At 73.0% G+C, this 11,310-nt stretch carries 11 protein-coding genes; 6 read left to right on the top strand and 5 right to left on the bottom strand.

Annotation, left to right across the window (positions count from 1 at the left end; all coding sequences use genetic code 11):
- The 3 genes from IEY93_RS21555 to IEY93_RS21545 form a co-directional block, all read left to right on the top strand.
- Nucleotides 1–831 (top strand): fumarylacetoacetate hydrolase family protein (locus IEY93_RS21555; RefSeq protein ID WP_229691337.1); only part of this gene is annotated, 831 nt, incomplete at its 5' end.
- 142 nt (nt 832–973) lie between these two features.
- A complete protein-coding gene (locus IEY93_RS21550; RefSeq protein ID WP_189164907.1) occupies nt 974–1,405 on the top strand; it encodes an NfeD family protein in 432 nt (143 codons plus the stop codon).
- A 3-nt stretch (nt 1,406–1,408) separates the two neighbouring features.
- On the top strand, nt 1,409–2,503 hold the full coding sequence (locus tag IEY93_RS21545) for an SPFH domain-containing protein (protein ID WP_189164906.1): 1,095 nt from the start codon (nt 1,409–1,411) through the stop codon (nt 2,501–2,503).
- Nucleotides 2,504–2,621: 118 nt separating this feature from the next.
- Here IEY93_RS21545 and IEY93_RS21540 read toward each other — a convergent pair whose 3' ends face one another.
- Nucleotides 2,622–3,173 carry a TetR/AcrR family transcriptional regulator gene (locus IEY93_RS21540; RefSeq protein ID WP_189164905.1) on the bottom strand — a complete coding sequence of 184 codons (552 nt, stop codon included), beginning with the start codon at nt 3,171–3,173 and terminating at the stop codon, nt 2,622–2,624.
- 98 nt (nt 3,174–3,271) lie between these two features.
- Here IEY93_RS21540 and IEY93_RS21535 point away from each other — a divergent pair, with 98 nt between their 5' ends.
- From IEY93_RS21535 to IEY93_RS21525, 3 genes are all read left to right on the top strand, one after another.
- Complete coding sequence (locus IEY93_RS21535) at nt 3,272–3,898, top strand: FMN-dependent NADH-azoreductase (protein ID WP_189164904.1); 627 nt, start codon at nt 3,272–3,274, stop codon at nt 3,896–3,898.
- Nucleotides 3,895–4,209, top strand: coding sequence for a DMT family transporter (locus IEY93_RS21530; protein ID WP_189164903.1), 315 nt, complete (start codon nt 3,895–3,897; stop codon nt 4,207–4,209). Before IEY93_RS21535 ends, IEY93_RS21530 begins: the two co-directional genes overlap by 4 nt.
- A gap of 103 nt (nt 4,210–4,312) precedes the next feature.
- Nucleotides 4,313–4,780 (top strand): DIP1984 family protein, encoded by a 468-nt coding sequence (locus IEY93_RS21525; RefSeq protein ID WP_189164902.1) that lies wholly within the window; start codon nt 4,313–4,315, stop codon nt 4,778–4,780.
- A 471-nt stretch (nt 4,781–5,251) separates the two neighbouring features.
- On the opposite strand, the gene IEY93_RS21520 is transcribed toward IEY93_RS21525, so the two are convergent.
- The 4 genes from IEY93_RS21520 to IEY93_RS21505 form a co-directional block, all read right to left on the bottom strand.
- A complete protein-coding gene (locus IEY93_RS21520) occupies nt 5,252–6,991 on the bottom strand; it encodes a GTPase (protein ID WP_189164901.1) in 1,740 nt (579 codons plus the stop codon).
- On the bottom strand, nt 6,988–8,871 hold the full coding sequence (locus IEY93_RS21515) for a P-loop NTPase family protein (protein ID WP_203968444.1): 1,884 nt from the start codon (nt 8,869–8,871) through the stop codon (nt 6,988–6,990). The genes IEY93_RS21520 and IEY93_RS21515 overlap by 4 nt, the downstream gene beginning before the upstream one ends.
- 105 nt (nt 8,872–8,976) lie before the next feature.
- Nucleotides 8,977–9,504, bottom strand: a complete 528-nt coding sequence (locus tag IEY93_RS21510) for a hypothetical protein (RefSeq protein ID WP_189164900.1) — start codon at nt 9,502–9,504, stop codon at nt 8,977–8,979.
- A gap of 279 nt (nt 9,505–9,783) precedes the next feature.
- Entirely contained in the window at nt 9,784–11,271 is a 1,488-nt protein-coding gene (locus IEY93_RS21505) for a sensor histidine kinase (protein WP_189164899.1), read from the bottom strand.
- Nucleotides 11,272–11,310 lie beyond the last annotated feature (39 nt).

The following is an 11,310-nucleotide window of genomic DNA, read 5'->3' as shown; positions in this document are numbered from 1 at the left end:
AGCAACGTCGGCCGCATGTTCCGGCCCGGGGGCGAGCCGCTGATGCCGAACTGGCGGCACCTCCCGGTCGGCTACCACGGCCGGTCGGGCACCGTCGTGGTGTCCGGCACGCCGATCGTCCGCCCGCGCGGACAGCGGGTCGAAGCGCCCGGCGGCGAGCCCGTGCTGGCCCCGACCGCGAAGCTGGATATCGAGGCCGAGCTGGGGTTCGTGCTCGGGACGCCGACGCGCCTGGGCGAGAACGCGGGCGACTTCGCCGAACACGTCTTCGGCGTGGTGCTCGTCAACGACTGGAGCGCCCGCGACATCCAGGCGTGGGAGTACGTGCCGCTCGGGCCGTTCCTCGGCAAGTCGTTCGCCACGTCGGTGTCGGCGTGGGTGACGCCGCTGGAGGCGCTGGCGGAGGCGCGCGTGCCCGGCCGGGCGCAGGACCCGGAGCCGCTGGACTACCTGCGGCGCAGCGAGCCGTGGGGCCTGGACCTCACCATGGAGGTCGCCCTGAACGGCGACGTGGTGTCCACCCCGCCGTACCAGGAGATGTACTGGACGCCGGACCAGATGCTCGCCCACCTGACCGTCAACGGCGCCTCGGTGCGCACCGGCGATCTGTACGCGAGCGGCACCGTCTCCGGCGCCGAGCCGTCACAGCGCGGCTCGCTGCTGGAGATCACCTGGAACGGTACGGAGCCGGTCAAGCTGTCCGACGGGCAGTCGCGCGGCTTCCTGGAGGACGGCGACACCGTGACCATCACCGCCACCGCTCCCGGCCCCGGCGGTACGCGCATCGCTCTCGGCGAGGTGACCGGCACCATCCTGCCCAACGCCCGCTGACCGGCGCCGTCCACCGCTGGAGAGATCACCGCCCGGGAGGAGGCGTGCCCCGCGGCGGGTGGAAGAAAATTCCGTATAAGGGGGGATCTGTGGAACCACCGGAGCCCGCAACGCGTTCTCACTTATAGGAGGGCCGGGGCTTATGGACTCGTGGATTCTCTGGTTGATACTGGCGGCGGTGCTCGGAGTGGCCGAGCTTTTCACGCTCACCGCGGCGCTCGGCCTGCTCGGCGCCGCGGCCCTGCTGACGGCCGTCGTGGCGGCGATCGGCCTCCCCACCGGCATCCAGCTCGCGGTCTTCGTGCTGAGCTCCGTCTCGGCCCTGGTGCTCCTCCGCCCCATCGCCCAGCGCCACATCGCGCAGCCTCCGCCGCAGCGGTTCGGCGTCTCCGCCCTCGTCGGCAAGCCGGCCTACGTCACCCACGAGGTGACCGGGATGCAGGGACGCGTGCGCATCGGTGGGGAAGAGTGGTCGGCCCGCGCCTACGACGAGACGTTGGTGATCCCGGCGGGCGCCACCGTGGACGTGATCGGAATCGAGGGCGCGACCGCCCTCGTCTATCCCCGGGAGTGAAGCATGGACGCCGCTCTGATCGCCGGGCTCGTCATCGCCCTGTTCGTGGTGTTCACCGTCCTGCGAGCGGTGCGCATCGTCCCCCAGGCCAGGGCGGGCAACGTCGAACGCCTCGGCCGCTACTCGCGCACGCTCGGGCCCGGCCTGAACTTCGTGATCCCCTTCGTGGACCGCGTCCGGCCGCTCCTCGACCTGCGCGAGCAGGTGGTCTCGTTCAAGCCGCAGCCGGTCATCACCGAGGACAACCTCGTCGTCGACATCGACACCGTGCTGTACTTCCAGGTCACCGACCCGCGGGCCGCGGAGTACGAGATCGCGAACTTCATCCAGGGCGTGGAGCAGCTCACGGTCACGACCCTGCGTAACGTCGTCGGCGGCATGGACCTGGAGAAGACCCTGACCTCGCGCGACACGATCAACAGCCAGTTGCGCGGCGTACTGGACGACGCCACCGGCAAGTGGGGCATCCGGGTCAACCGCGTCGAGATCAAGGCCATCGACCCGCCGATGACGATCAAGGAGGCGATGGAGAAGCAGATGCGCGCCGAGCGGGACAAGCGCGCCGCCATCCTGACCGCCGAGGGCACCCGCCAGTCGCAGATCCTCACCGCCGAGGGCGACAAGCAGAGCGCCATCCTGCGCGCTGAGGGCGAGCGCACCGCGGCGATCCTGAAGGCCGAGGGTCAGTCACAGGCCATCGACGAGGTGTTCCAGGCGGTCCACCGCAACGACCCCGACCCCAAGCTGCTCGCCTATCAGTACCTCCAGGTCCTCCCGCAGCTCGCGCAGGGCCAGGGCAACACGTTCTGGGTGATCCCGAGCGAGGTCACCTCGGCGCTGTCCGGGGTCTCCAAGGCGTTCACCGAGGCGCTGCCCCGGGTCGCGAGCCGCGAGGTCACCGAGGGCAAGACGGCGGCGCAGAACGAGGCCGAGCAGGCCCAGAAGGCCGCCGAGGCGGCCATCGCCGACGCCGAGGACACCGGCCCGCGTGGCATCGGCCCCGGCTCCCCCACCCCGGACCCCCTCACCGGCCTGACCACCGACCCGGCCGCCCACGAGGCGGCCGAGACCGCGAACCGCGGCAAGAACGGCTCCTGACGCCTTGCAGGACCCGGACCGCCGCGCTCTGATCTCCTCACCGGCGCAGAACAGGGTGCGGGTCCGCTTCGGGAGGGAGGCCATGCCCTTGGGCTCGGCTCCGGCTGCTCCGCACGTGTCACCGATCCAGGATTCTCGTGAGTCCGGCCAGCGCTTGAGTGATCTGTTCCGGGTCCAGGCCGAGCACCTGGCGCTGGTAGTCGTACACCTCGCAGGCCAGGGGGGCGAGCAGGACATCGACCAGCGCGTCCGCGCCGGGCGTGCCCGCGGCGGTGAGCAGCGCGCGCACGTGGGCGCGCCAGAAGCCGTAGGCGCCCGTCTCGAAGCGGGAGCGGCCGACCTCCGAGCCGAGCACCAGATGGGAATGGTCCTCCAGCAGGCGCACCATGGCGGCGTAGAAGGCGGCCAGCCGCTCGGCGGGCGGCGCCCCCGGGCCCAGAGGCGGCTCGCCGCGCAGTAGGCGTTCTTGCAGGTCCCGCTCGTGCTCATCGAGCAGTGCCACGGCGATGGACGCGCGGTCGGGGTAGCGGCGGTAGAGGGTGCCCCGGCCCACCCCGGCCTTCTTGGCGATGTCGTCCATCGTCACGTCCTGCGGGGACCGCTCGGCGAACAGCACCGCGGCCGCCTCGAGGATCCGTGCGCGGTTGCGCGCGGCGTCGGCTCTCTCCATACACCCAGTCTATGTGGGCACACTGTCCACTTGTATGTGGGCACGCTGTCCACTTATGGTTAAGTGGACAGCGTGCCCACTTTGACCGAGGAGAGATCATGCTGCTGCACCTGGACGCCAGCGCCCGCCGCGCGTCGTTCTCGCGGAGGCTGTCGGGCGTGTACGCCGAGACGTGGCGGGCCGCCCACCCCGAGGCCGGCTACGTCTACCGCGACCTGGCCGCACAACCCGTGCCGCACATCGGCGAGGCCTGGACCGAGCTGTGCGACCACATCCTGGAGCACGAGATCACCGACATCTCGCGCTATCGGGAGGCGGTCCGCACCCCGGCCCGGCGCCAGGCGTGGGCCGTGGTGGAGCCGCTGCTCGACGAGGTGATCGCGGCTGAGGTGATCCTCATCGGGACGCCGATGTACAACTACTCGATCCCCTCGGCGCTGAAGGCATGGCTCGACCAGATCACCTTTCCCAAGATGTCGCTCGAAGGCCGCTCGTTCGTGGTGACCAGCGCGCGCGGCGGCGCGTACGGCCCCGGCACACCCCGGGAGCCGTACGACCATCAGGAGCGCTACCTGCGCGACTTCTTCAAAGGCCACTTCCGGGTGACCGACGTGAGGTTCATCAACGCGGAGCTGGTCAACGCCCGCCTCGACCCGGCGCTGGCACACCTGCGTGACCGGCACGAGGAGTCGCTGGCCGCGGCGCTGAAGGAGGCGGCCCGATGAACTGGCTGATCCTGCTGCTGGCCGGGCGGGTCGAGGTGGCGTGGTCGCAGAGCATCAAGCCGACGCACAACTTCACCCGGCCGCTGCCCACGCTGATCTGCCTGGTCCTGATGGCCGCCGCTGTCTGGCTGCTGTCCCAGGCCATGAACACACTGCCGGTCGGCACCGCGTACGCCGTCTTCACCGGCATCGGAGCCGTCGGCGCCGTCACCTTGGGCATCATCGTCAGCGACGACCCCGTGTCGGTGGGCAGATCAGCCGCGCTCGCCCTGATCGTCGGCGGCATCGTGCTGGCCCGGATCACCACCTGAGCCGGAACACACGTCACCTGGGCTGCCGCGCGCCTTCCGCTGAGGCCGCCGCGTCGGGGAAATGGGAGGCGTTGCTCGATCTTGGGTGTCCATAATGGTCGGCATGAAGCTTGCTGAGGCACTTGCGCTTCGCGCGGATGCGGCGCGCCGCGCCGAGCAACTGCGCGCCCGCATCGCCGCCAGCGCCCGCTACCAGGAGGGTGAGGCGCCCGCCGAGGACGCCGCCGCGCTGCTGACCGAGGCCGGCGAGGTCTTCGGTGAACTGGAGTCGCTGATCCGGCGGATCAACCACACGAACGCCGCCACCCGGCTTGAGACGGGTGGCACGCTGACCGACGCGCTGGCCCGCCGCGACGTGCTGCGGCTGCGGCACGCCACGATCACCTCCGCCGCGAACGCCGCCGCCGGCGACGGGCATCACGGGTTCCGGCAACTGCGCTCGGAGCTGAAGATGATCCCGGCGCTGCCGGTGGCCGCGCTGCGCGTCCAGGCCGACGACCTCGCCCGGCAGCTCCGCGAGGTGGACACGCTCATCCAGCGCACCAACTGGGAGGCCGACCTGCTGGACTGACGATCGAGGTGCGGAGCAGGTAGCCGACGTGGAGGCGTGCACGAACCCGCGGGCCGGCGGGTAATTCGGCCCCTTTCTTGGTGCGCCGAGGGCAGGCGCAGGGGTTCGATTCCCCGACGCACACAACGCATGCCCAGCACACCGAACAGGTGACGGCGCACAGGGCACGGCACATCACCGGGTGCAGATCCACGACGGCGAGGGCGGGCAAGGGGCACTCCGCACCCCGATCAACGATGCGCCACCGAAACCTGCAGCCCGAGGCGCACCGCACCCCCGGGCCTCGCCATGCCGGTCGCTGCGCACCGACGCCTCGGCCTCCGCACACCGCCGCCTCGGGCCTCGCCATGCCCTCCGGTAAGCGGCATGCCGATCGTGCTCCCCGTCGGCACCGACGGGATCACGCGACATCACCGTCGCGTTTCCTCCCCCTGGCCTCGGGCTGAGGTCCAGGCCCGGGGAGCCGGCGGGTCAGCCGTGGGCGGTGGTGAGGAGGCCGGCGAAGCGGCGGGCGTGGCGGAGTTCGTCCTGCACCGGGACGAGGACCAGTTCGTTGCCGACCTCGCCCACGGCCTGCCACAGGGCACGGCGGGCCTTACGCGCCCTGCGCGCGGCCCCGAGGGCGGCGGCCAGCCGGGACAGCAGGGCGATCAGCAGCCCGGCGAGCACGCCGCCGACGAGCAGGACGGTGGGCCAGGGGATCGTGCCGAGCGTCGGCGTCGGCACCTCGGGAAGCCGTAGATAGTCCAGGGCGAACAAAACGGTCAGCCACGCGGCTCCGGCGAGCGTGACGGCGAGCACCAGCCACTGGAGCAGGCCCACCGCCCGCCACCAGCGGGGGCGGCGGGTCGCGCCCGTGGAGGTGACCGCGACCGCGCGGTCCAGGGCCTCGACCAGGCCGTCCGCCCTCGACCGGGCGGCCGCCCGCACGGCCACCGCCCACGGCTCGGGCAGGTTCGCCGAGGCGGCCGAGCCCACGTCCCTGATCGCCGTCTCCATGCGCGACACCTGTACGCCGGTGGCGGCGGGGATGGACGTACGCCCTCCCGCCGCCGCCGCGGCCCCGGCCAGGTGGAGCCTGCGGAGCGGGTCGGGCCGCAGCCGGCGCAGCCAGCGGGTGACCGGCCAGCCGGTGGCGACGACCGCGCGGTGCCGATGGCCCTTCCGGACGGCCTCCACCACGAGGGGGACGCCCGCGGCCTCGGCGAGCGCGGCGGTGAGCGGCCGGGAGAGCTCGGTGGTCACCGCCTTCTCCGCCGTCTCCGCGCGCCGCTCCAGCTCGCCCGGCGCCCTGTCGTCCACCGCTTCGGCCCAGCGTTCCAGCTCCTGCTCCGCCTCCGGTTCGGTGATGGTGGGGGGCGGGCTGGTGGAGGCGGCGGCGAGCAGGACGGCGGCCCGTTCGACGTCCGCCTCCAGCCGGGCCGCCCAGGCACGCCGGTCCGCGACGCGCTTGACCAGGGCCGAGCGCAGTTCGGCGACGCCCCTGCCCTCCGGCACGGACGTCGTGATCATCGGCACGCCCGGCAGCCCGTCCTCGTCCAGCAACCGGCGCAGGTCACGCACGCAGCGGTCGGCCGCCGCCGCGCTCAGCCGGTCGGCCTGGTTCAGCACGATCAGCATGACGTCGCGGTGCCGCCGGAGTGGGCGCAGATAGCGCTCGTGGACGGCGGCGTCCGCGTACTTCTGCGGGTCGAGCACCCACACCAGCAGGTCGACCACGGAGACGAGCCGGTCCACCTCCAGACGGTGGGCCGCCTCGATCGAGTCGTGGTCGGGCAGGTCGAGCAGGATCAGCCCCGACAGCGAGCCGTCGGCGCCCCCCTTGTTCCCGTTGGCCGTCGCATGAACGGTGCCGTCGACCGTGTGGCGGCGCGGGATGTCGAGCCAGTCGAGCAGCGGCCCGGCGCCCTCCGGGTCCCACATCGCGGCCTGCGCGGTCGAGGTCGTCGGCCTGGTCACCCCCACCTGTGCGAGTGAGGTGCCGGACAGCGCGTTGAACAGCGAGGACTTCCCGCTGCCCGTCGCCCCGGCGAGCGCCACGACCGTGTGCTCCACCGAGAGGTGGCTCCGCGCTCCGGCGCGGGCCACCACGTCCTCGGCTCGTTCGACGGCGACGGGCGCCAGCCGCCCATCAGCCAGGCCGGCCGCCTCGGACAGCGCGGCCAGCCTGGCGTCCAGTGGCGCGGCCTTCGGCCGCCGGAGCACCTTCATGGCAGGTCCAGAGGCTGGGAACGCAGGACCAGCCCGTTCCCCTCGACGGTCCCGGCGGCTCCGGAGCCGATGCCCCCGGCTCCCGCAGGTCCGTCCGTCCCCTTGCCGCCGGTCATCGCGGCTTCGGCCGTGCCCGGTGTCGCGGCGTCCTGGGGAGTCGAGGTGATCTCGGACCGGTGGTCGTGGACGGCCTGGGCCGCGCGCCGCAGGTCGGCGGAGATCGGCTCCGGCGGTCCGAGCCCGTCCAGCAGCGCGGTGAACCGGACCGCCTCCTCGTCCAGCAGCTCGCCCACCCGCCGCCGCAGGTCCTCGCGCGCCGCCTGGGTGAGGGCGCGCACCGCCTGGTCTCCGAACACCGCTTCCAGGAGCTTCTGGCTGAGCACGCTCGTCCCACCGGCGATGCCGACCTCCAGGCCGGTCAGCCCTCCGGTGGAGGCGAAGACCATGAGCATGAGCAGCAGACCGAGGCCGTTCAGGCTGAACGAGGCGAGCCGGGCCGTCGTGCGCCGCTCCGCCCCTTCCTTGGCGACCAGTTCGAGCACGTACGCCTGCCAGGCGCGGACGGCCGCGGCGGAACGGTCGGGCAGGGTGGCGGAGGCGCGGCCGAGGCGTCCCGCGGCGACCGCGCCGGCCCGTTCGATCACGTCCCGGCCGGCCGGCATGCCGGACCAGGCCTCCAGCGCGCGCTCGGCGGCGGCGTCCGCGGCGGAGCGGATCAGCGACTCCACCCCGGTCTCCAGCGCGCTCCGCAACCGGGCGTCGGGCGGGGCCGCGCCGGTGAACGCCGCGACGATGCGCTCGCGCAGCCAGCCGATGCGCGACTCCAACGAGCGCATGAGGTCGCCGGTGCCGATGAAATCCTGCCAGCGGGTCAGCACCTCGCCGCGCAGCAGCGAGCCGTCCCGGATGCCGTCGTCGAAGGAGGCCATCGCCGCCCCGTACGCCGACTCCACCGACAGCCGCAGGTCGGCCAGGCCCGCCCGTTGCCGGTCGGCCGCGTCCGCCAGAGCGGGGACCCGGGTGGTCACGCTGTCGAGCGCGCCGGAAAGCGTTCTGCGGACGACCTCCGCGCGGGCCTGCGCGTCGGCCGCGATCTCGGCCAGCCACCCGCGCACGGCCCGTACGGCCTCCTCCGGCAGGCGGGCGTTCTCCTCGGGCAGCGCCACCTCCGGGACGCTGAACAGCGGCGTCCCGGCGAGGCCGTTCTCCGCCAGCAGCCGGGTCAAGTGAGCGGTGACCGGCTCCATCGCCTCGGCCGGCACCCGGTCGAGGACCACCGCCAGGGCCGTACTGCGCTCTCTGGCGCTGCGCAGAAAGCCCCAGGGCACCTCGTCGGCGTACCGCGCGGCCGTGGTGACGAACAGCCACAGGTCGGCGGCGGCGAGGAGCTGGGCCGCGATCTCGCGGTTGGCGGTGACCACGGAGTCGATGTCGGGGGCGTCCAGCAGCGCGAGCCCGGCGGGAAGCGTGCCGGCGGTGACGACGCGCAGCGTGCCGGGCTCGCCGCGCCCCCGCCCGGTCGTCCTGGCCAGGCCGGGCAGGACGTTCTGCCTGGTGAACCACGCCTCGTCGGCCGGGCTGGCGACCAGGGTCGGCGCGAGCGTCGTCGGGCGCAGCACCCCGGGCTCGGTGACGTCGGCGCAGGCCAGGGAGTTGACCAGTGTCGACTTGCCCGCCCCGGTCGAGCCGCCCACCACGGCCAGCAGCGGCGCGTCCATGGCGGCGACGCGCGGCAGCAGGTAGTCGTCGAGCTGGCCCCTCAGCTCCTTGAGCGCGCGGCGGTGCGACGCGACGTCCCCGATCGCGAGCGGGAAGAGGTCGTGATCGAGCAGGCGTCGCAGAGCCTCGAGGGCCTTGAGCAACTCGTTGTTCCCTGCCATACGACCGGTCATGCCCCACCGGCGCCGAGCTATCCCCGTCGGCGCCGAACCGAAACCCGCCGAACCCGCGGCACTTCTCCAGGTGAGGCCGAGGCGGTGCTTCGGTCAGGTGGTGGGCTGGGGGGTCGGCGGGGTGGTGGGGAGGAGAGGGCGGCACTTGTCCAGGGCCTTGGCCACGGCAGGGTCCTCGGTCTTGAGCTGCCGCATGCCACCCTTCTCCGGCAGCTCCGCTCCGTTGTCCTTCATGCACGAGCGGAACGCCTGCATGGCGGAGGGGTCGAAGCCCTGGCCCTGGCCACCCGGCCCGCGGCGGCCCTGAGGCATGAGCGAGCGGCACGCCTCGAACGCCTTGCGCATCTCTGGAGACATGGTGCCGAAGCCCCCCGGCCCTCCGCTCGGCCGGGCGAACGGGGAACCGCTCGGCCGAGCCGTGGGCGCGCCGCCACCCGGGCGGCGCATGGGCACGTCCACGCCGTTCTTGCGCATGCACTCGGCGAACGCCGCTCCGCCGCCACCGGCTCCGCCCGGCGACGGCTGAGCGCCGGCCGTCGTGGCGGAGCCTCCTCCGCAACCTGATACCAGCAGGGCGGTGGCCACGGCGGCGAGGCCGAGTACACGGGGCGATGCATTCACGAAAGTGGACTCCATCGGAAGGCCGAGGGACTTTGGCGATGTCCATAGAAGGCCACCAAACTCCAGCCCAGGTGGGACGGAGCTGAATATCCGCTGTCAACCAGCGATCGAGGTAGTTCGATCATGCGGACCCCGCACGCCGTGCACGTCATCCAGGTCGTCACTCCGGCCCGACGGCCGTCCAGGCGATCAGGCCATGCCTGCCGTCGATCGGCCGGAAGTGCCCGCTCACCAGCGGCTTACCGAGTCCACTTGAACAGGCCGACCCGGTGGCTCCCGTTAGGAGGGGGCGGCGTCGAGGGGGAGGACGACGCGGAAGGTGGCGCCGTCGCCGGGCTCGCTGTCCAGGGTGATGGCTCCGCCATGGGCGTGGACGAGGGCCGCCGCGATCGACAGGCCGAGCCCGCTGCCCCCCGAGCCGCCGTTCCTGGTGCGGGACGGGTCGGCGCGGTAGAACCGCTCGAACACCCGCTCGGCGTCCTGGACCGCCAGCCCCGGCCCCTCGTCGGCCACCTCGATCGCGACCCGTCCGTCCAGGTTGCCGACCCCCACGCGGAACGCCGTACCGGGCGGGGTGTGCCGCAGCACGTTGCCGACGAGGTTGGCGACCACCTGGCGCAGCCGCGCCTCGTCACCGGCCACGACCACCGGGTCGTCGGCCTCGTCCAGCCGGACCAGGTCGATCTCCCGGTCGGGGGCGAGCGTCTGCGCGTCGAGCACGGCTCCAGCGGCCAGGCTGAGCACGTCGACCTGCTGCCGATCGAGCGGACGCTGCTGGTCGAGGCGGGCCAGGAGCAGCAGGTCGTCCACGAGCAGACCCATACGGGTGGCCTCGTCCTCGATCCGGCGCAGCAGCCTGCCCGCCTCCGCGAGGCTCGGCGTCTCGTGCCGGTACAGCTCGGCGAAGCCGCGGATGGAGGTCAGCGGCGTGCGCAGCTCGTGGGAGGCGTCCGCGACGAACCTGCGCATGCGGTCCTCAGAGCGCCGGGCCTCGAACGCCGACCTGCGCGCGGCGATCTCGGACGCCTCCCGGTCCCGGAAGGCCGCCTCGATCTGGGCGAGCATGCCGTTGATGGCCCGGCCGAGCCGTCCCATCTCGGTACGGCGGTGCCGCAGCGGCACGCGGCGCGACAGGTCACCGCCGGCGATGGCGCCCGCGGTCCGTTCGATCTCGCCCAGCGGGCGCAGGCTGCGCCGCACGAGCCAGTGGCAGGCGAAGCCGAGGATGACGAGCACGCCGCCGCCGACGCCGGCCACGATGAGGGCGAGCCGGTTCACGGTGGCGTCGATGTCGTCCATCCGGATGGCGATCAGCCGGGTGCGCGGAGCCCCGGACAGGCCCTCGGTCACGACCACGGCCCGCCATCGGGTGCCCGACGCCGACTCGACGGTGAAGGGCACGGGCCGGCCGGACGGGCGCGCGGCACCGATCCTGGCCGGCGACAAGGTGGGCGGAGTGCTGCCGGGCGGCTCCTGGAGCGTGCGTTCGACACTGCCGTCCGGCCGCAGCAGGGCCATGTAGAACAGGCCGAACTGGCGCAGCGGGCGGGTCAGCTCGCGCGCCTGCGGCTGCAGGTCGGGCGGGATGGCGATCTCACGGCGCAGCGTCCCGGCGGCGGTCAGCTGCTGGTCCACCCGTTCGACGAGGTAGCCGCGCAGGAGCTGGACGGCGACGCCGCCGGTCAGCGCGATGGCGATGGTGACCAGCGCGAGCGTGCCCACCACCAGGCGCAGCCACAGAGGCGACCGGGCCAGCGATCGCCGCACCGCTGTACGTTTCGGTCCGCGGACCGGCTCCTGGGCCGG

The sequence above is a fragment of the Sphaerisporangium melleum genome, assembly GCF_014646695.1.
Taxonomy (GTDB): Bacteria; Actinomycetota; Actinomycetes; order Streptosporangiales; family Streptosporangiaceae; genus Sphaerisporangium; species Sphaerisporangium melleum.
Note: the sequence above shows the minus strand (reverse complement) of the source record. Positions and strands in the feature narration are given on the sequence as shown.

Bases quoted from the DNA above. Each gene is read 5' to 3' on its own strand.
- IEY93_RS21515 (WP_203968444.1), bottom strand. From the start codon at position 8,871: ATGGCAGGGAACAACGAGTTGCTCAAGGCCCTCGAGGCTCTGCGACGC.
- IEY93_RS21545 (WP_189164906.1), top strand. From the start codon at position 1,409: ATGGACGCCGCTCTGATCGCCGGGCTCGTCATCGCCCTGTTCGTGGTG.
- IEY93_RS21550 (WP_189164907.1), top strand. From the start codon at position 974: ATGGACTCGTGGATTCTCTGGTTGATACTGGCGGCGGTGCTCGGAGTG.
- IEY93_RS21530 (WP_189164903.1), top strand. From the start codon at position 3,895: ATGAACTGGCTGATCCTGCTGCTGGCCGGGCGGGTCGAGGTGGCGTGG.
- IEY93_RS21525 (WP_189164902.1), top strand. From the start codon at position 4,313: ATGAAGCTTGCTGAGGCACTTGCGCTTCGCGCGGATGCGGCGCGCCGC.
- IEY93_RS21520 (WP_189164901.1), bottom strand. From the start codon at position 6,991: ATGAAGGTGCTCCGGCGGCCGAAGGCCGCGCCACTGGACGCCAGGCTG.
- IEY93_RS21535 (WP_189164904.1), top strand. From the start codon at position 3,272: ATGCTGCTGCACCTGGACGCCAGCGCCCGCCGCGCGTCGTTCTCGCGG.
- IEY93_RS21540 (WP_189164905.1), bottom strand. From the start codon at position 3,173: ATGGAGAGAGCCGACGCCGCGCGCAACCGCGCACGGATCCTCGAGGCG.